This window comes from Leptothrix mechoopdaensis (SeqCode) (assembly GCF_053893855.1).
Window position 1 is genome coordinate 1,777,813 of record NZ_CM132699.1, and the last position, 18,567, is coordinate 1,796,379.

At 70.2% G+C, this 18,567-nt stretch carries 15 protein-coding genes; 2 read left to right on the forward strand and 13 right to left on the reverse strand.

The annotated features are described in order from the left end of the window. Nucleotides 1–50: 50 nt before the first annotated feature. The 13 genes from ACWA7K_RS07900 to mltG all read right to left on the reverse strand — a co-directional run bounded on the left by ACWA7K_RS07900 (nt 51) and on the right by mltG (nt 17,075). Nucleotides 51–2,567, reverse strand: coding sequence for a glycogen/starch/alpha-glucan phosphorylase (locus ACWA7K_RS07900; RefSeq protein ID WP_456167305.1), 2,517 nt, complete (start codon nt 2,565–2,567; stop codon nt 51–53). Between the two features lie 88 nt (nt 2,568–2,655). Beyond that, complete coding sequence (gene glgA / locus ACWA7K_RS07905; RefSeq protein WP_456167307.1) at nt 2,656–4,128, reverse strand: glycogen synthase GlgA; 1,473 nt, start codon at nt 4,126–4,128, stop codon at nt 2,656–2,658. 13 nt (nt 4,129–4,141) lie between these two features. Beyond that, nucleotides 4,142–5,410: a glucose-1-phosphate adenylyltransferase gene (gene glgC / locus ACWA7K_RS07910; protein ID WP_456167309.1), complete on the reverse strand. Its 1,269-nt coding sequence runs from the start codon at nt 5,408–5,410 to the stop codon at nt 4,142–4,144. Between the two features lie 95 nt (nt 5,411–5,505). Continuing rightward, nucleotides 5,506–7,140: an alpha-D-glucose phosphate-specific phosphoglucomutase gene (locus ACWA7K_RS07915; RefSeq protein ID WP_456167311.1), complete on the reverse strand. Its 1,635-nt coding sequence runs from the start codon at nt 7,138–7,140 to the stop codon at nt 5,506–5,508. Nucleotides 7,141–7,191: 51 nt separating this feature from the next. Beyond that, nucleotides 7,192–9,402 carry a glycogen debranching protein GlgX gene (gene glgX / locus ACWA7K_RS07920; protein ID WP_456167313.1) on the reverse strand — a complete coding sequence of 737 codons (2,211 nt, stop codon included), beginning with the start codon at nt 9,400–9,402 and terminating at the stop codon, nt 7,192–7,194. A gap of 210 nt (nt 9,403–9,612) precedes the next feature. Beyond that, entirely contained in the window at nt 9,613–11,871 is a 2,259-nt protein-coding gene (locus ACWA7K_RS07925; RefSeq protein ID WP_456167315.1) for an Orn/Lys/Arg family decarboxylase, read from the reverse strand. A gap of 144 nt (nt 11,872–12,015) precedes the next feature. Beyond that, nucleotides 12,016–12,552, reverse strand: coding sequence for a peptide deformylase (gene def / locus ACWA7K_RS07930; RefSeq protein ID WP_456167317.1), 537 nt, complete (start codon nt 12,550–12,552; stop codon nt 12,016–12,018). A 61-nt stretch (nt 12,553–12,613) separates the two neighbouring features. Beyond that, nucleotides 12,614–12,847, reverse strand: a complete 234-nt coding sequence (locus ACWA7K_RS07935) for a hypothetical protein (RefSeq protein WP_130481189.1) — start codon at nt 12,845–12,847, stop codon at nt 12,614–12,616. 248 nt (nt 12,848–13,095) lie between these two features. Then, nucleotides 13,096–13,884, reverse strand: a complete 789-nt coding sequence (locus tag ACWA7K_RS07940) for a TatD family hydrolase (RefSeq protein WP_456167319.1) — start codon at nt 13,882–13,884, stop codon at nt 13,096–13,098. A 75-nt stretch (nt 13,885–13,959) separates the two neighbouring features. After that, complete coding sequence (locus ACWA7K_RS07945; protein WP_456167321.1) at nt 13,960–14,346, reverse strand: PilZ domain-containing protein; 387 nt, start codon at nt 14,344–14,346, stop codon at nt 13,960–13,962. Then, nucleotides 14,343–15,464: a DNA polymerase III subunit delta' gene (locus ACWA7K_RS07950; RefSeq protein ID WP_456167323.1), complete on the reverse strand. Its 1,122-nt coding sequence runs from the start codon at nt 15,462–15,464 to the stop codon at nt 14,343–14,345. Before ACWA7K_RS07950 ends, ACWA7K_RS07945 begins: the two co-directional genes overlap by 4 nt. Further along, nucleotides 15,458–16,093, reverse strand: a complete 636-nt coding sequence (tmk, locus tag ACWA7K_RS07955) for a dTMP kinase (protein WP_456167325.1) — start codon at nt 16,091–16,093, stop codon at nt 15,458–15,460. The genes ACWA7K_RS07950 and tmk overlap by 7 nt, the downstream gene beginning before the upstream one ends. 13 nt (nt 16,094–16,106) lie before the next feature. Next, entirely contained in the window at nt 16,107–17,075 is a 969-nt protein-coding gene (gene mltG, locus ACWA7K_RS07960; RefSeq protein WP_456168730.1) for an endolytic transglycosylase MltG, read from the reverse strand. 154 nt (nt 17,076–17,229) lie between these two features. Between mltG and ygfZ the strand changes: the two genes are divergently transcribed. After that, nucleotides 17,230–18,237: a CAF17-like 4Fe-4S cluster assembly/insertion protein YgfZ gene (ygfZ, locus tag ACWA7K_RS07965; protein WP_456167327.1), complete on the forward strand. Its 1,008-nt coding sequence runs from the start codon at nt 17,230–17,232 to the stop codon at nt 18,235–18,237. 18 nt (nt 18,238–18,255) lie between these two features. Continuing rightward, nucleotides 18,256–18,564 carry a DUF4936 family protein gene (locus ACWA7K_RS07970; protein WP_456167329.1) on the forward strand — a complete coding sequence of 103 codons (309 nt, stop codon included), beginning with the start codon at nt 18,256–18,258 and terminating at the stop codon, nt 18,562–18,564. Nucleotides 18,565–18,567: the final 3 nt, after the last annotated feature.

Genomic DNA, 18,567 nt, shown 5'->3' on the forward strand with positions numbered 1-18,567 from the left:
GCACAAGCGCTGAGCGGTTCAGCCCCTCAGCCCCTCAGCCTTTCAGCCGGTCAACCCTTGGGTGGTGTCGCGTTCGCCGCCAGCGCCACCGTGTGCGGCAACGGCAGGACGACCGGGCGGGTGTGCCAGATCTGGTCGGCGTATTCGGCGATGGTCCGGTCCGACGAGAACGCGCCCATGCCGGCGACGTTGAACACCGCCTGACGCGCCCAGGCCTGCGGGTCGCGGTACAGCGCGTCGACGGCGTCCTGCGTCTGCACGTAGCTGGCGTAGTCGGCCAGCAGCAGGTAGTGGTCACCCCAGTTCACCAGCACGTCGAAGATCTGCTGGAAGCGGCCGGGCTCCTCCGGGCTGAAGACGCCGTCGCGGATCGCGTCGAGCGCCGCCTTCAGGCGCACATCGGCCTCGTAGAACGCGCGCGGCTGGTAGCCCCGGGCGCGGATCTGGGCGACCTCCTCGGTCGTGTTGCCGAAGATGAAGAAGTTCTCGGGCCCGACCTGCTCGCGCATCTCGACGTTGGCGCCGTCGAGCGTGCCGATCGTCAGCGCACCGTTGAGCGCGAACTTCATGTTGCCGGTGCCGGACGCCTCGGTGCCGGCCGTCGAGATCTGCTCGGACAGGTCGGCCGCCGGGATGATCACCTCGGCCAGGCTGACGCTGTAGTTCGGGATGAAGACGACCTTGAGCCGGTCGCCGATGCGCGGGTCGTCGTTGACCGTGCGGGCCACGTCGTTGATCAGCTTGATGACCAGCTTGGCCATGTGATAGGCCGACGCCGCCTTGCCGGCGAACACGACCACGCGCGGCACCCAGTCGGCCTGCGGGTTGGCCAGGATGGCCTGGTAGCGCGTCACCACGTGCAGCAGGTTCAGCAGCTGGCGCTTGTATTCGTGGATGCGCTTGACCTGCACGTCGAACAGCGCGTCCGGGTTCAGCGCCACGCCCAGCGTCTTCTGGACGTGGCGGGCCAGCCGTTCCTTGTTCTGCCGCTTGACGCGCCGGAAGGCGCCGAGGAAGCCGGGGATGTCGACGGCATGGCGCAGCCCTTCAAGCTCGTCGAGATGGCGCCGCCAGCCGCGCCCGATGCGGTGGTCGATCAGGTCGGCCAGGCCCGGGTTGGCCTGGGCCAGCCAGCGGCGCGGCGTCACGCCGTTGGTCTTGTTGTTGAAGCGCTCGGGCCACTGCGCGGCGAAGTCCGAGAAGATCGACGCCTTCATCAGCTCCGAGTGCAGCGCCGAGACGCCGTTGACCGAATGGCTGGTGACGACCGCGAGGTAGGCCATGCGCACGCGGCGCTCGCCAGCCTCGTCGATCAGCGAGAGCTTGCGCATCAGCTCGGGCTGGTAGCCGTGGCGCTCGGTCAGCGCGGCCAGGAAGTCGGCGTTGATGTCGAAGATGATGCGCAGATGGCGCGGCAGCACGCGGCCGAACAGGTCGATCGGCCAGGTCTCCAGCGCCTCGTGCATCAGCGTGTGGTTGGTGTAGGAGAACACCCGCTGGCACAGCGACCAAGCCTTGGCCCACGGCACGTCGTGCTCGTCGACCAGCAGGCGCATCAGCTCGGGGATGGCCAGCACCGGGTGGGTGTCGTTCAGGTGGATGCTGACCTTGTCGGGCAGCGCGTCGAAGGTGGTGTGGGTGCGCAGGTAGCGGCGCACCAGGTCCTGCACGCTGGCCGAGCAGAAGAAGTACTCCTGACGCAGCCGCAGCTCGCGGCCCGACAGCGTCGAGTCGTCCGGGTACAGCACGCGCGAGACGTTCTCCGACAGGTTCTTGCTGGCCACCGCGCCGAAGTAGTTGCCCTGGTTGAAGGCGCGCAGGTCCATCTCCTCGGTCGCCTTGGCCGACCACAGCCGCAGCGTGTTGGTGGCCTGGGTGCCGTAGCCCGGGATGATGGTGTCGTAGGCCATCGCCAGCACGTCGTCGGTGTCGACCCAGCGAACCTTGCCGGGGCCTTCGCCGCGGTCCTCGACGCGGCCGCCGAAGCGCACGCGGTAGACCACCTCGGGGCGCGGGAACTCCCACGGGTTGCCGGCCTTGAGCCAGTAGTCGGGCGCCTCGACCTGGCGGCCGTCGACCACCATCTGGCGGAACATGCCGTAGTCGTAGCGGATGCCGTAGCCGAAGCCGGGCACGCCCAGCGTCGCCATCGAGTCCAGGAAACACGCCGCCAGCCGGCCCAGGCCGCCGTTGCCCAGGGCCGCGTCGGGTTCGAGGTCGAAAAGGCCCTCGACGTCGACATCCAGCTCCTTCAGCGCCTGCCGGATCGTCGGCATGACCTCCAGCGCGAGCAGCGCGTTGCTGAAGGTGCGGCCGATCAGGAACTCCATCGAGAGGTAGTACACCCGCTTGACGTCCTGCTCGTACTGCGCGCGCGTGGTGTTCATCCAGCGCTCGACCAGGTGGTCGCGCACGGCGTAGGAGACCGCCTGCAGCCAGTCTTCCGGACGGGCCGAGACGGGGTCCTTGCCGACGCTGTACATCAGCTTGTTGGAGATCGCCCGCTTGAACGCCGCGACGTCGCGGGCGAGGTGGTCGTACTGGTGCTCGAACTGTTGAAGGTCCATCCCTGTCTCTCGATGTTCTGGTTCTGGTCGGGGTTGCGTGGAAGGTCGTGTCGCAGCCGGTCGGGCCGACGTCTCGGTCGCCCAGGCCTCAGTAGCCCAGGCCGCGGTACAGCGCCATGTAGCGCTGCGCCGCCTCGGCCCAGCCGAAGCGCTGCGCCATGGCGCGCTGCTGGACCCGGCGCCAGTCGGCCGGACGGCGGTGCAGCGCCTGCGCCCGGTCGGTCGCGGCGGTCAGGCCGGCGGCGCTGAAGTCGTCGAAGACGAAGCCGGTGGCGTCGACGTCCAGCGTCTCCAGCCGCGCATCGATCACCGTGTCGGCCAGGCCGCCCACCCGCCGCACGACCGGCAGGGTGCCGTAGCGCAGGCCGTAGAGCTGGGTCAGGCCGCAGGGCTCGTATCGCGACGGCACGAGGATCATGTCGGCGCCGGCGATCAGGCGGTGCGCGAAGCTCTCGTCGTAGCCGATCCGCACGGCGACCGACTGCGGCACGCGGGCGGCCCATTCGCGGAACGCGGCCTCCATGCCGGCATCGCCGCTGCCCAGCAGGCCGAGCTGCGCGCCGCTGCCGACCCAGTGCCCGAGCGCCTGCAGCACCAGGTGCAGGCCCTTCTGCTCGGTCAGCCGGCTGACCACGCACAGCAGCGGCGCATCGGGCGTGACCGCCAGGCCCAGCTCGGTCTGGAGTTCAGCCTTGCAGCGGGCCTTGCCGGCCAGCTTGCCGGGGCCGAAATGGGACGGGATCAGCGCGTCGCTGGCGGGGTTCCAGACGGCATCGTCGACGCCGTTGAGGATGCCGCTGAGCGTGTTGGCACGCGCGCGCAGCAGCCCGTCCAGCCCGCAGCCCTGCTCGGGGCCCTGGATCTCCTGCGCATAGGTCGGGCTGACGGTGGTCAGGCGCTCCGAGAAGAACAGGCCGCCCTTCATGAAGCTGATCTGGCCGTGGAATTCAAGCCCGTTGACGCCGTAGAAGTCCCAGGGCAGGCCCAGGTCCGGGTAATGGTGGGCGCCGAAGAAGCCCTGGTAGGCGAGGTTGTGGACGGTGTAGACCGTGCCGGCCACGCGCCGGCCCTGTTCACGGCCGAGTGCGGCCAGGTAGGGGGCGGCCAGCGCCGCGTGCCAGTCGTGGGCATGGACGATCTCGGCCTGCCAGGCCGGATCGGCACCGTCGGCCAGCCGTGCCGCCGTCCAGCCCAGCAGCGCGAAGCGCAGGTGGTTGTCGCCCCAGGGCTGGCCGCGGCTGTCCTGGTAGGGGCCGCCCTCGCGGTGGTAGTAGCCCGGCGCGTCGATCACGTAGGCGATGACGCCGCCGCAGGCCGGCAGCGTGCCGCGCAGCAGGCGGATCGGCCCGCCGGCGCCGGGCCCGATCGCGCCGGGCGGCTGCAGCGTGCCGAGGTCGACCGCATCGGCCAGGCCGGCCTGGATCGCCGCGAAGCCCGGCAGCAGCACGCGGACATCGCCGCCCTGCTCGGCCAGCGCGGCCGGCAGCGCGCCGGCCACGTCGGCCAGGCCGCCGGTCTTCAGCAGCGGGAAGATCTCGGCACAGGTCTGGAGGATGCGCATGGTCGGCCGGTCCTCAGAGCTTGGCGAGCATGCCGCGCGTCACCAGCACGACGCCGTTCTCGGTGCGGAAGAAACGCTGCGCGTCCAGTTCCGGGTCCTCGCCCACCACCAGACCGTCGGGCACGCGGCAACGCCGGTCGATCACGCACTTGGACAGGCGGCAGTTGCGGCCGATCTGCACGTCCGGAAGGATCACGACCTGGTTGATCTCGCTGTACGAGCGCACCAGCACGTTCGAGAACAGCACCGAGTTGCGGATGGTCGAGCCCGAGACGATGCAGCCGCCCGAGACCAGCGAGTTGATCGCCTCGCCGCGACGGCCGTCGTAGTCGTGCACGAACTTGGCCGGCGGCAGCTGTTCCTGGTAGGTCCAGATCGGCCAGTCCTTGTCGTACATGTTGAGTTCGGGCGTCGGCGAGGCCAGGTCGAGGTTGGCCGCCCAGTAGGCGTCGACCGTGCCGACGTCGCGCCAGTACGCCTTCGAATACGGCGGGTTGGCGATGGCCGACATCGAGAACGGGTGCGCGATGGCCTGGTTCTCGCGGACCGCGCGCGGGATCAGGTTCTTGCCGAAGTCGTGTTCCGAGCCCGGGTCGGCCGCGTCGTCCTCCAGCAGCTTGTAGAGGTAGTCGGCCGTGAAGATGTAGATGCCCATGCTGGCCAGCGACGTGTTCTCGTCACCGGGCATGTGCGGCGGATCGGCCGGCTTCTCGACGAAGTCGACGATGTGGCGCTGCTCGTTGATCGCCATGACGCCGAAGGCCTTGGCCTCCTCGCGCGGGACCTCGATGCAGCCGACCGTCACGCCGCGTCCGCTGGCGGCGTGGTCGGCCAGCATCAGCGAGTAGTCCATCTTGTAGATGTGGTCGCCGGCCAGCACGATGACGTACTCGGGCGGGGTCGAGTTCCGGATGATGTCCAGGTTCTGGTAGATCGCGTCGGCGGTGCCGCGGTACCAGCTTTCCTCGTCGACACGCTGCTGCGCGGGCAGCAGGTCGACGAACTCGTTCATCTCGTTGCGCATGAACGACCAGCCGCGCTGCAGGTGGCGCAGCAGCGAGTGCGACTTGTACTGGGTGATCACGCCGATGCGGCGGATGCCCGAGTTGATGCAGTTCGACAGCGCGAAGTCGATGATGCGGAACTTGCCACCGAAGTGGACCGCCGGCTTGGCGCGGCGGTCGGTCAGGGCCTTGAGGCGGGAGCCCCGGCCACCGGCGAGCACCAGTGCCAGCGAGCGACGGGTCAGGCTGCGGGTTTGAGCCATTCTGGTGAGGTCCATGTTGTCTCCGGTTGAGTTTTGGGTGGGAACGGACTCGCCCGGCACGGGGCCGGGTATTGCAAGCCGCAGGCCAGGCGATGCCTGCGGCGGCGGGTTCAGGTGATGACGGCCGGCGCGTCCAGCCCGGTGTGCGAGCGGATGCCGGCGAGCTGGTCGGCCAGCACGATCAGGTCGGCCAGGGCCTCCTGCGGTTCCAGGTCGTGGCGGGCCGGATCGGCCTCGTAGCGTTCCAGGTAGACCCGCAGCGTCGCGCCTTCGGTGCCGGTGCCCGACAGGCGGAAGACAATGCGCGAACCGCCCGCCAGCAGGATGCGCAGCCCCTGCGACTTCGAGACCGAGCCGTCGACCGGATCGGTGTAGGCGAAGTCGTCGGCGGCCTCGACCTGCAGGTTGCCGAAGCGCTGGCCGACGAGACCCGGCAGGCGGCTGCGCAGGCTGCTCATCAGCGCATCGGCGCGGTCGGTGGCGACGCCTTCCCAGTCGTGGCGCGAGTAGTAGTTGCGGCCGAATCGGGCCCAGTGCGAGCGCACCAGCTGCTCGACGGACTGGCCGGTGCTGGCCAGCAGGTTGAGCCAGAACAGCACGGCCCACAAGCCGTCCTTCTCGCGCACGTGGTTCGAGCCGGTGCCGTAGCTTTCCTCGCCGCACAGCGTGGCCTGGCCGGCGTCCAGCAGGTTGCCGAAGAACTTCCAGCCCGTGGGGGTCTCGTGGCACGGGATGCCCAGCATCCGGGCGACCCGGTCGGCGGCCTGCGAGGTCGGCATCGAACGGGCGATGCCGGCCAGCCCCTGGCGGTAGCCGGGCACCCGGGTGGCATGCGCGGCCAGCACGGCCAGGCTGTCGGACGGGGTGACGACGAAGTGGCGGCCCAGGATCATGTTGCGGTCCGCATCGCCATCGCTCGCCGCACCAAAGTCGGGCGCATCGGGCCCTGTCATGACCGCGATGAGCTGCTGCGCATGCGCCGGATTGGGGTCCGGGTGATGGCCGCCGAAGTCTTCCAGCGGCTCGCCGTTGATGACCGTGCCGGCCGGCGCGCCGAGCAGGCCTTCCAGGACCGCCTTGGCGTAGGGGCCGCCGGCAGCGCCCATCGCGTCGTAGCACATGCGCTTGCCCGAGGCGAACCACGCGCGCATCGCGTCGAAGTCGAACAGCTGCTGCATCAGCTCGGCATGGTCGCTGACCGGGTCGATCACCTCGACCACCAGGTCGCCGATGTGCTGGATGCCCAGCCGGCCCAGGTCGATGTCGCCGACCTCGGTGGCGATGTCGTAGTGGTCGAGGGTCTGGGTGCGGGCATACACCGCCTCGGTCACCTTCTCGGGCGCCGGACCACCGTTGCCGACGTTGTACTTGATGCCGAAGTCGCCATCCGGCCCGCCCGGGTTGTGGCTGGCCGACAGCACCACGCCGCCGTAGGCCTTGCGCTTGCGGATTACCGCGCTGGCCGCCGGTGTCGACAGCAGGCCGCCCTGCCCCACCAGCACGCGGGCGAAGCCGTGGGCCGCCGCCATGCGCAGGATGGTCTGCACCGCCACCCGGTTGTGGAAGCGGCCGTCACCGCCCACCACCAGCGTCTGGCCACGACGGTCTTCGAGCACCTCGAACAGCGACTGGACGAAGTTCTCGAGGTAATGCGGCTGCTGGAACACCGTGACCTTCTTGCGCAGGCCGGAGGTGCCGGGGCGCTGCCCGGCGAACGGTTGGGTGGGGACCTGGATGATCTTCATGGCGTGACCGCGTCGGTGGGGATGTCGGGATCGGTGGAAAGGTACTGGCGCTCAGGCGGCCGGCCAGGTCGGCACGTGCACCAGCAGGCGCAGGGAACGGGACTCGACCTCGCAGGCGCCGTCGGGCGCGTTCAGCGGGTCGACCCGTGGCGTGTGGTGCGCGCCGGGTGCGCCGTCGGGCGTGCAGCTGCACAGCAGCGTCTGCCACGGCCCCGTCGGCAGCACGAAGCGCTGCGCGCGGGCGCCGGGGTTGACCAGCAGCAGCACCGGTGCGGCGTCGCCACCGGCGTCGAGGCGGATCGCCAGCGCGCGGTCGTTCGGATCGCCCCAGTCACCGCCGGCCAGCACGCGGCCTTCCGGATGCCACCACGTCACGTCGGTGCGGCCCTGTGCATCGGGCAGGCCGCGCAGCCAGTGCGTGATGCGCAGCGACGGCAGCTCGCGGCGCAGCCGCAGCACCCGCGACACATAGGCCGTCAGCGCGGTGTCGGCGCCGGCCCAGTCCAGCCAGGTCGTCTCGTTGTCCTGGCAGTAGGCGTTGTTGTTGCCGCGCTGGCTGTGGCCGATCTCGTCGCCGCCCAGCAGCATGGGGGTGCCCTGCGCCAGCAGCAGCGTGCCCAGCAGCGCGCGTTGCAGACGACCGCGCAGGGCCAGCACGTCGGCCCGGTCGGTCTCGCCCTCGACACCGCAGTTCCAGCTGCAGTTGTGGTGGTGACCGTCGCGGTTGTGCTCGCCGTTGGCGTCGTTGTGCTTGTGGTTGTGGCTGACCAGGTCGCGCAGCGTGAAGCCGTCGTGCGCGGTGATGAAGTTGACGCTGGCCAGCGGCGAGCGGCCGTCGTGGTGGAACTGCGTGCTGGACGCGGCGTAGCGGTGCGCGAACACGCCCCGGTCGCCTGCGCCGCGCAGCCACCACGAGCGCATCGTGTCGCGGAACTGGTCGTTCCATTCAAGCCAGCCGGGCGGGAAGGCGCCCAGCTGGTAGCCGCCCGGGCCGATGTCCCAGGGCTCGGCGATCAGCTTGACGCGCGACAGCACCGGATCGGCCTGCAGCGCGGCGAAGAAGCCGCTGGCCGTGCTGAAGCCGCCATCGCGGCCGCGCGCCAGGATCGGCGCCAGGTCGAAGCGGAAACCGTCGACGCCGTGTTCAAGCACCCAGTGGCGCAGCGAGTCGATCACCAGCTGCACGACCCGCGGTTCGGCCAGGTTCAGGCAGTTGCCGCAGCCGCTCCAGTTGCGGTAGTGGCGCGGCGTCTGGTCGTCGAGGTGGTAGTAGCGGGCGTTGGCCAGACCGCGCAGCGACAGCGTCGGGCCGAGCTCGTCGGTCTCGGCGCTGTGGTTGTAGACGACGTCCAGCACGACCTCGAAGCCTTCGCGGTGCAGGCCGTCGACCATGTGGCGGAACTCGCTGGCGGCCAGGTCCGGCCGGCTCGCATAACGCGGCTCGGGCGCCAGGAAGGCGATGCTGCTGTAGCCCCAGTAGTTGCTCAGGCCCAGCTGCTGCAGCCGCGCCTCGTCGGCCCGCGCATGGACCGGCAGCAGGCTCAGCGTGGTCACGCCCAGCCGCTTGTAGTGCGCCAGCAGCTCGGGCTGCGCCAGGCCGGCATAGGTGCCACGCAGGTGGCCCGGCACGCCGGCATGGCGCTGGCTGGCGCCCTTGACGTGCAGCTCGCACAGGACCGTCAGCTCGGGCGGCACGCGCGGGCCGTCGGGGCGGCTGGCCGCAGCGCCATCGGCCGCGACGTCGCTGCGCAGCTGCAGCCGCACGCGCGCCTTCAGAGCCTGCGGCGCGTTGTCGCGCGGATCGGGGTGGGCCGGATCGCTGGCGTCGTGACCGAGGTGCAGCGACAGGTCGCCGGCATAGGCGCCGACCACCTCGCGTGCGTAGGGGTCGAGCAGCACCTTGGCCGGGTTGAAGCGGTGACCGCGCGCCGGCTCCCAGGGACCGAAGGCGCGCAGTCCGTAGACGAGGCTGCCGGCGGCCTGGACAACCTCCAGCGCAGCGGCCGTCAGCCGGCCATGCCAGACGCCATCGGTGCAGGCGGGCAATGGCAGACGGGCCCGTTCATGCAGGCCGTCGGCATCGAACAGGCAGACCTCGACGCGGGTGGCATCCGGCGCCCAGACGGCAAAGTTCAGCGCCAGGCGTTCGCCCTCGGGCACCACCTGGGCACCCATCGGCCACGGCTGCCCGGCGATCAGCAGGTCGGTGCGGACCCCTGCGGCGGCGGCGGACATCCGCGACAGCATGCCGTCAGACCGCATGTCGGCACCTGTGTGCCAGCTCCGCCGGCCTGGCCCCACAGCCGGAGTCGGGGCCCGGCCGCTCCGGAAGACTGCAAACGTTTACCAGCGACGAAAACATGACATTCATCTTGCCATGTAACCCCGCTGTACCCCATAGCGGGCAGCCCAGGCTTACCCCGAAGAGAGGTGGGCTTTCCCTGAGTCAGGAAGCCCTGCCCGCGTGGCCGCTCAGGCCTTCACGCAGTCGACGTAATAGCGCCGCTTGCCGTTGCCCAGGTCTTCCTCGACCAGGCCGTGCACGTCGGTGTGGAAACCGGGGAAGCGGTCGTTGAACTGGCGCGTGAAGCGCAGGTAGTCGCAGATCTTGCGGTTGAAGCGCTCGCCCGGGATCAGCAGCGGGATGCCCGGCGGGTATGGCGTCAGCAGCGAGGTGGTGATGCGGCCTTCCAGGTCGTCGATCTCGACCCGCTCGGTCTTGCGGTGCGCGATGTGCGCATAGGCCTCGCTGGGCTTCATCGCCGGCTGCAGGTCCGACAGGTACATGTCGGTGGTCAGGCGGGCGATGTCGCCTTCGGCGTAGGTCTTGTGGATGGCCTGGCACAGGTCGCGCAGGCCCATGCGCTCGTACATCGGGAACTGCGCTGCGAACTCGGGGAGGATGCGCCAGATCGGCTGGTTGCGGTCGTAGTCGTCCTTGAACTGCTGCAGTGCCGTCAGCAGCGTGTTCCAGCGGCCCTTGGTGATGCCGATGGTGAACATGATGAAGAAGCTGTAGAGGCCGGTCTTCTCGACCACCACGCCGTGTTCGGCCAGGAACTTGGTGACGATCGACGCCGGGATGCCGCTCTCGGCGAACTCGCCCTGCATGTTCAGTCCGGGCGTGATGATGGTCGACTTGATCGGGTCGAGCATGTTGAAGCCCTGCGCCAGGTCGCCGAAGCCGTGCCACTGCTCGTTGGCCTGCAGGACCCAGCCGTCGGCCCGGCCGATGCCGTCCTCTGCCAGGCGCTCGGGGCCCCAGACCTTGAACCACCAGTCGTGGCCGAACTCGTCCTCGACCTTGCGCATCGCGCGGCGGAAGTCCAGCGCCTCCTTGATGCTTTCCTCGACCAGCGCGGTGCCCCCGGGCGGCTCCATCATCGCGGCGGCCACGTCGCAGCTGGCGATGATGGCGTACTGCGGGCTGGTGCTGGTGTGCATCAGGTAGGCCTCGTTGAAGAGGTGGCGGTCGAGCTTCTGCTCCTGCGCGTCCTGCACCAGCACCTGCGAGGCCTGGCTCAGGCCGGCCAGCAGCTTGTGGGTCGACTGGGTCGCGTAGACCATCGCGTGCTTCGGACGCGGACGGCCCTTGCCCATCGCGTGGTACGTGCCGTAGAACTTGTGGAAGGCCGCGTGCGGCAGCCACGCCTCGTCGAAGTGCAGCGTGTCGATCCAGCCGTCGACCATGCCCTTGATCGTCTCGGTGTTGTAGAGCACGCCGTCGTAGGTGCTCTGCGTGAGCGTCATGATCCGCGGCTTGATCTGCGAGGTGTCGACCCCCGCCAGCAGCGGGTTCGCGGCAATCTTGCGCTCGATGACCTCGCGCGTGAACTCGCTCTGCGGGATCGGGCCGATGATCCCGTAGTGGTTGCGCGTCGGCGTCATGAACACGGGAATCGCGCCGGTCATGATGATCGAGTGCAGGATCGACTTGTGGCAATTGCGGTCCACCACCACCACGTCACCCGGGGCCACCGTGTGGTGCCAGACCATCTTGTTGGACGTGCTGGTGCCGTTGGTGACGAAGAAGCAGTGGTCGGCGTTGAAGATGCGTGCGGCATTGCGCTCGCTCTGCGCCACCGGGCCGGTGTGGTCGAGCAGCTGGCCGAGTTCCTCGACCGCGTTGCAGACGTCCGCACGCAGCATGTTCTCGCCGAAGAACTGGTGGAACATCTGCCCGACCGGGCTCTTCAGGAAGGCCACGCCGCCCGAGTGACCGGGGCAGTGCCAGCTGTAGGAGCCGTCCTGCGCGTAGTCCATCAGCTGCTTGAAGAACGGCGGCGCCAGGCCGTCCAGGTAGCTCTTGGCCTCGCGGATGATGTGTCGGGCCACGAACTCCGGCGTGTCCTCGAACATGTGGATGAAGCCGTGCAGCTCGCGCAGGATGTCGTTGGGGATGTGCTGGCTGGTGCGCGTCTCGCCGTAGATGTAGATCGGGATGTCGACGTTGCGGAAACGGATCTCCTCGATGAACTTGCGCAGGTTCAGCACGGCCGGATCGAGCTCGGGGCCGGGCGTGAACTCCTCGTCGTCGATCGACAGGATGAAGGCGCTGGCGCGGCTCTGCTGCTGCGCGAACTGGCTCAGGTCGCCGTAGCTGGTGGCGCCCAGCACCTCGAAGCCTTCCTTCTCGATCGCCTGGGCCAGCGCCCGGATGCCCAGCCCCGAGGTGTTCTCGCTGCGGTAGTCCTCGTCGATGATGACGATGGGGAAATGGAAGCGCTGCATGGCGGACTCCTGGAACACGGATCGGGGCGGAAGCGGAAAGACCATCGGCCGCCACGGGCTGGTCTCCAACACGGAGCCCGGGCGGCCAAAAACGAAGGCGCGAGTGTAGGGCCGTGCCCGCGGGTTTTCCTTGACGGACCGGTGTCAGTCGTCCTGCTTGGGATCGAGGCCCGGAAACAGGATCTCCGTGTAGCCGAAGCGCGTGAAATCGCGCACCCGCATCGGGTAGAGCGTGCCGAAGAGGTGGTCGCACTCATGCTGGACCACGCGGGCGTGGAAGCCCTCGGCCTCGCGATCGATCGGCTGGCCGAGCGGGTCGAATCCGGTGTAGCGGATGCGCCGCGCGCGCGGCACGATGCCGCGCAGGCCGGGCACCGAGAGGCAGCCTTCCCAGCCTTCCTCCTCGGTCGCGTCCAGCACCTCGATGCGCGGGTTGACCAGCACCGTGAACGGCACCGGCGGTGCCTCCGGGTAGCGCTCGTTGCGCTCGAAGCCGAAGATCACCACGGCCTGGTCGACACCGATCTGCGGTGCCGCGATGCCCGCGCCGTTGGCGGCGTCCATCGTGTCGCGCAGGTCGGTCACCAGCGCATGGAGTTCGGGCGTGTCGAAGGCCTCGACGGGGCGGGCGATGCGCAGCAGGCGGGCATCGCCCATCTTCAGGATCTGACGGACGGGCATGGGCAGGACGGAGTCGGACGATGGGGCGCCGCAGCGCCCGGGACGCCGGCTCGCGGCCGGCTCACTCGCCCAGGCCGTCGTCGAAGTCGGCGCCGGGCTCGGACGGATCTTCGTCGATGTCGTGGTCCCAGGCCTCGAGGTCGCTCAGCTTGTGCGGGATCAGCGGCTTGTCGAGCGGGCGGCAGACGTGTCGCGCGAGGCCTTGCAGGCGCTCCGAGCGTTCCATCGCCTGCAGCACGACCTGCGGGTTCATCATCAGCGTGAAGGCATCGACGCGAAGGTTCTGGGCTTTCATGGCGGGCTCCTGACGGGCTGACGGGTCCTGTGGCGGGTCCCGGCATCCGGAACCCATGGCTGAACTCTAGGAGTCCACCCCCAACCGCGTCAGTGGTCGGAACGCGAAAAACCGTGTCAGAAGAATTCCGACAGGCTGTCGGACAGCGCCCGCCGGCGCGTCGGATCGACACAAGGTCGATCTTGAAACTCATTCAATGACAAGGACTTGGCGTTGTCATTGAAAGTCGTTTCTCACCCAACTTGAAGTCAGGTTGATGCCGGCAGGAACAGCCGGTCGAAGTTCGCCGTCGTGGCTTGCGCGACTTCCTGCACGTCCACGCCCTTGACCCGCGCCAGCTCGGCGGCCACGTAGGGCACGTACGCCGGCGTGTTGGTCTTGCCGCGGTAGGGAACCGGCGCGAGGTAGGGGCTGTCGGTCTCGATCAGGCAACGGTCCAGCGGCACGAAGGCGGCCACGTCGCGCAGGTCCTGGGCGGTCTTGAAGGTCATGATCCCGGAGAACGAGATGTGGAAGCCCATCTCCAGCGCCGCCTCGGCGACCTCGCGGGTCTCGGTGAAACAGTGGAAGACGCCGCCGACCTGGTCGGCCCCCTCTTCCCGCAGGATCGCCAGCGTGTCGGCCGACGCGCTGCGGGTGTGGATCACCAGCGGCTTGGCCAGTTCGCGGGCGGCGCGCACATGCACGCGCAGGCGCTCGCGCTGCCAGTGCATGTCGGCGTGGCTGCGTTCGCCGATGCGGTAGTAGTCCAGCCCCGTCTCGCCGACCGCCAGCACCCGCGGCCGGCGGCCCCAGGCGACGAGGGTGTCGACATCGGGCTCGGCGACCTCCTCGCCCTCGTTGTCCGGGTGGACGCCGACGGTGGCCCAGAGGTTGTCGTGCGCCATCGCCAGCGCGTGGACGGCCTCGAACTCCTCCATCGTCGTGCAGATGCAAAGCGCCCGCTCGACACGGGCGGCGGCCATGGCCTCCAGCACCTCGGGCAGGCGCTCGCGCAGGCCGGGGAAGTTCAGGTGGCAATGCGAGTCGACGAACATGGGCAGGTCATCCGGGTGTCGGAAAAGAAAAAGGCCGGCACGCAGGCCGGCGATTCGATCGGGGAACAGCCGGCCTCAGATCGTCTGGGTCGGCTTGGCGGACTGGATCGCGGTGCCGAGCGTCTCCTCGATGCGCACGCGCAGCGCGCGGGTCTTCTCGTCGAGGGGAAAGCGCACGCCGACGCCCTGGGTGCGTCCGCCGGACGCGTTGGCCGGCGTGATCCAGGCGACCTTGCCAGCGACCGGGTAGCGCTGCGGATCCTCCGGCAGCGTCAGCAGCAGGTAGACGTCCTCGCCGAGCTTGTATTCGCGCGTGGTCGGCACGAACAGGCCACCTTCGCTGAACAGCGGGATGTAGGCCGCGTAGAGGGCACCCTTTTCCCGGAACACCAGCTGGATCACGCTGGGCCGGTTGCCCGGCTGGGCCGAGGCAAGGGCGGGTCGCAGGGCGGGTTCGTTCATGACCGCGAGTGTATCGGCCCACCCGCCTGCCGCTGGCGTGAGGAAGCCGCGCCGGGCCCGCCTGAAGCACCCGCCGGGCCGCTGGCCTCGCGGGCCTGGGCCAGCAGCGCCTCGATCGCCAGACCGGCGTTGTAGGGGTGTTCGGCGTGGCGCGCCTGACGCCGCAGGTCGGCCGCCCAGGCCGTCAGCCGGCCGATGTCGCCGGGGGCGATGCGGGCCCCGGCGAAGTAGCGTGGCGCGGCGCCGACGCTGACCAGCAGGCGGTCGTGGCAGAGCTTCTGCAGCGTGTCGATCAGCTGCGGCAGCGCCCAGCCGGTGAAGGCGGCCGCATCGCCGGCGGCGACCCGTTCGGGCAGCGCCAGCCAAGCCGCCGCATCCAGGCCGGACTCGTGCATCGCCAGCGCCACCAGCGGCTGTTCGCCGCTGGCCGCCAGCATCACCTCCGGCCGTTCGACGCCCTGCCCGGCCAGCCAGGCCGTCGACGGGCCCGTCTCGGGACGTGGCAGCGGCACGACCTGGCAGCGGCTGCGGATGGTCGGCAGCAGGCTCTGCGGCGACGAGGTCGACAGCACGAAGCGCAGGGCGCCCGGCGGCTCTTCCAGCGTCTTCAGCAGCGCGTTGGCGGAGATGGTGTTGAGCGCCTCGGCCGGGTGCAGCACCAGCACCTTGGTCGACGCGCGGCCGGCGGTCAGCTCGGAGAACCCGATCGCCGCGCGGATCTGGTCGACCTTGATCTCCTGGCTCGGCTTGGCCTTCTTGGACTTGCCCTCGCCGTCGCCGTCGCCCGGCTCGTCGGAATCGAGGCCGACCTCGCCACGCAGCGCCTCGGGCACGATCAGGCGCAGGTCCGGGTGGCTGCGTTCGTCGACCAGGTGACAGCTGCCGCAATGACCGCAGGCCAGCCCTTGCGGTCGTTGCCCGACCGGCGTCTCGCACAGCCAGGACTTGGCCAGGGCCAGCGCGAAGGCCAGCTGGCCAACGCCGCTGGAGCCGCTGACCAGCAGCGCGTGCGAGCGCTGGCTGGCCAGCGTGTGGCCCAGCGTCTCGGCCAGCCACGGCAGCCGCGCGGCGTCGAGCTGGGGCCGGGCGACCGGCTTGGCGGCGGCGCGCGTCACCATCCCAGCGACTCCAGAACGGCCTGCCAGCCCTGCGCGACCTGTTCGGGCGTGCCGCTGGCGTCGAGCCGGCGAACCCGCTGCGGATCGGCGGCCTCGCGGCGGGCGTAGCCGGCCCGCACGGCGTTGAAGAAATCGACCTGTTCGCGCTCGAAGCGGTCCGGCGCCCGGGCCGCCCCCCGGCGTTGCGCGGCCAGTTCGGCCGGCAGGTCGAACCACAGCGTCAGGTCAGGCTGCAGGCCCTGCTGCACCCAGGTTTCGAGCTGCGCCAGCACGGCCAGGTCGAAGCCCCGGCCGCCGCCCTGGTAGGCGAAGGTCGCGTCGGTGTAGCGGTCGCACAGCACGACGGCGCCGCGTGCCAGCGCCGGGCGGATCACCTGTTCGGTGTGGTCGCGCCGGGCGGCGAAGACCAGCAGCGCCTCGGTCAGCGGGTCCATCGCCTGTTCGAGCACGAGGCTGCGCAGCGTCTCGGCCAGCGGCGTGCCGCCGGGCTCGCGGGTGCGCAGGACCTCCAGGCCACGCGCCTGCCAGCGCTGCGCGATCGCCTCGACGTGGCTGGTCTTGCCGGCGCCGTCGATGCCTTCGATGGTGATGAAACAGCCGGCCGGGGCCGGGAGCTGGGAGACGGTCATGCGCGGGGCGGACTCAGGGTTTGCCGGCGCGCCGCTGGTAGCGGTCGACGGCGCGGTTGTGGTCGGCGAGGTTGCTGCTGAACTCGCTGCTGCCGTCGCCCCGGGCGACGAAGTACAGCGCGGTGGTCGTGGCCGGGCGGGTGGCGGCCTGCAGTGCGTCGCGGCCGGGCATCGCGATCGGCGTCGGCGGCAGACCGCCGCGCGTGTAGGTGTTGTAGGGCGTGTCGGTTTCCAGGTCGCGGCGGCGCAGGTTGCCGTCGAAGGACGCGCCCAGCCCGTAGATCACGGTCGGATCGGTCTGCAGCGGCATGCCGATGCGCAGTCGATTGATGAACACGCCGGCAATCTGCGGCCGGTCGGCGGCCCGGCCGGTCTCCTTCTCGACGATCGACGCCAGCGTCAGCGCCTCGTCGGCGGACTTCAGCGGCAGGCCGTCGATCCGGCCCAGCCAGGCGTTGTCGAGGTGCCGCTGCATCGCATGCAGCGCGCGCTTGAGCACGGCCAGGTCGCTGCTGCCCTTCGAGAAGGCGTAGGTGTCCGGATAGAAGCGGCCCTCGGGCGCCAGGCCGGGTGCGCCGATGGCGGCCATCAGCGCGGCATCGTCGAGCGCTGCGGCGTCGTGTTTCAGGTCGGGATGACGGGCCAGTTCGGCGCGCCACTGGCGGAAGGTCCAGCCCTCGATCAGGCGGATGCGCGCCAGCGTCACGTCGCCGTCGACCAGCTTGCGCAACAGGTCGACCGGGCGGGTGCCGGCGCCGAACTCGTAGCTGCCGGCCTTGATCGCACGCGACTGGCCCGACCAGCGGAAGTACTCGAACAGCCAGCGCGGCTCGGTCTGCACGCCGGACTCGACCAGGTGGCGCGCGATGTCGCGCGGGCTGTCGCCCGGCTCGACGGTGGCTTCGACCGTCGTCGCCGCCAGCGTCAGCGGGCGGTACAGCCACAACCCGATCGACGCCGCCAGCGCGGCCCCCAGCAGCATCACCGACACCAGCGTCCACGCCAGCCAGCGGGTCCGGCGCGGCCGGACAAGCCCCGACGTCTTGCGGGTGTTGCGGGGGGGCGGGGGCTTTCTCCTCATGGCGGCTGATGATAATGAGCGCCCTCTTCGAGCCACCTGTCGAGCCCCTGCCGCGATGACCCAAGCCCTGCATGCCCCGCAAGCCCCGATCCACCCGGCCGCTCTCGAAGGCGGCGCCTGTCGCCTGCCCTTCTGGGGCGTGATGGAGGCCAGCGGCGCCGATGCGGCCAGCTTCCTGCACGGCCAGCTGAGCAACGACGTCAACCACCTCGATGCCCGCCAGGCCCGTCTGGCCGGCTACTGCAACGCGCAGGGGCGCATGCTCGCCAGCCTGGTCGTCGCGCGGCGGGATGCCGACACGATCGGGCTGCTCTGCGCGGCCGACCTGCTGCCGGCCACGCTCAAGCGGCTGTCGATGTTCGTGCTGCGGGCCAAGGCCAAGCTGCGCGATGCCAGCGCCGAGCGGGTCGTCACGGGGTTGGCGGGTGCCTCGGCACAGACACACCTGACCCAGGCGCTGGGCCACGCGCCGGCCGCCGAGGCCTGGAGCCGCCACGACGTGGGCGACGCGATGGTCATCCGCCTGCCCGACGCCGGCGTGCCGCGCTGGCTCTGGGTCGGCCCGGTCGATGCGGCCAGCGCGCTCGAAGCCGCCCTGCCCGCCTTGCCGGTCGATGCCTGGGAGCGGCTCGACATGGCCTCCGGCGTCGCGCCGGTGCAGGCCGCCACCAGCGGGCTGTTCGTGCCGCAGATGCTGAACTACGAGCTGGTCGGCGGCGTCGACTTCAAGAAGGGCTGCTACCCGGGCCAGGAGATCGTCGCCCGCAGCCAGTACCTCGGCAAGCTCAAGCGCCGCGCCTTCCTGCTGGCGGGCGCGACGCAGCCGCAGCCGGCGCAGGAAGTCTTCTGGAGCGAGGACCCGCAGCAGCCCGCCGGCCAGGTCGCCGCCTCCGCGCCGGCCGGTCCGGACGGCGCACCGGCGCTCGCGCTGGCCGAGCTGAAGATCGGCGCGGTCGGCAGCGGCACGCTGCACCTGGGCTCCGCGCAAGGCCCGCAGTTGCAGGTGCTGGGCCTGCCCTATGCCGTGCCGCAACTGGCCGCCGATGCACCGACGCCGGCCTGAGGCGTGAGGTCCGACGGCGTGTCCCTCTATGTGTACTACCGCGTCGACCCGCAGCAGCTCGACGCCGCCCGCTCGTCGCTGAGGGCCACCCAGGCCGCCCTGCAGGCCGACTGGCCGGGCCTGCGGGCCGAGTGCCTGCAGCGCGCCGACCGTGTCGACGGCGAGGCGCCGACCTGGATGGAGGTCTACCGCCACCCGGACGGCCTGTCGCCGGCCTGTCTGGCCGACCTGCGCCAGCGCCTGTCGGACCTGCCAATCGGTCGCCTGGCCGGTCGCCACGAGGAACGCTTCGTGCCCTTGCACGAAGCGCCTTCCGCAGGCCGTTGAGGA

Excerpts from the sequence above, each read along its gene's own strand:
- ACWA7K_RS07940 (WP_456167319.1), bottom strand. The coding sequence starts at position 13,884 with ATGTTCGTCGACTCGCATTGCCACCTGAACTTCCCCGGCCTGCGCGAG.
- glgC (WP_456167309.1), bottom strand. The coding sequence starts at position 5,410 with ATGGACCTCACCAGAATGGCTCAAACCCGCAGCCTGACCCGTCGCTCG.
- glgX (WP_456167313.1), bottom strand. The coding sequence starts at position 9,402 with ATGCGGTCTGACGGCATGCTGTCGCGGATGTCCGCCGCCGCCGCAGGG.
- mltG (WP_456168730.1), bottom strand. The coding sequence starts at position 17,075 with ATGCTGCTGGGGGCCGCGCTGGCGGCGTCGATCGGGTTGTGGCTGTAC.
- ACWA7K_RS07900 (WP_456167305.1), bottom strand. The coding sequence starts at position 2,567 with ATGGACCTTCAACAGTTCGAGCACCAGTACGACCACCTCGCCCGCGAC.
- ACWA7K_RS07945 (WP_456167321.1), bottom strand. The coding sequence starts at position 14,346 with ATGAACGAACCCGCCCTGCGACCCGCCCTTGCCTCGGCCCAGCCGGGC.
- tmk (WP_456167325.1), bottom strand. The coding sequence starts at position 16,093 with ATGACCGTCTCCCAGCTCCCGGCCCCGGCCGGCTGTTTCATCACCATC.
- glgA (WP_456167307.1), bottom strand. The coding sequence starts at position 4,128 with ATGCGCATCCTCCAGACCTGTGCCGAGATCTTCCCGCTGCTGAAGACC.
- ygfZ (WP_456167327.1), top strand. The coding sequence starts at position 17,230 with ATGACCCAAGCCCTGCATGCCCCGCAAGCCCCGATCCACCCGGCCGCT.
- ACWA7K_RS07950 (WP_456167323.1), bottom strand. The coding sequence starts at position 15,464 with ATGGTGACGCGCGCCGCCGCCAAGCCGGTCGCCCGGCCCCAGCTCGAC.
- ACWA7K_RS07925 (WP_456167315.1), bottom strand. The coding sequence starts at position 11,871 with ATGCAGCGCTTCCATTTCCCCATCGTCATCATCGACGAGGACTACCGC.
- ACWA7K_RS07915 (WP_456167311.1), bottom strand. The coding sequence starts at position 7,140 with ATGAAGATCATCCAGGTCCCCACCCAACCGTTCGCCGGGCAGCGCCCC.
- ACWA7K_RS07935 (WP_130481189.1), bottom strand. The coding sequence starts at position 12,847 with ATGAAAGCCCAGAACCTTCGCGTCGATGCCTTCACGCTGATGATGAAC.
- def (WP_456167317.1), bottom strand. The coding sequence starts at position 12,552 with ATGCCCGTCCGTCAGATCCTGAAGATGGGCGATGCCCGCCTGCTGCGC.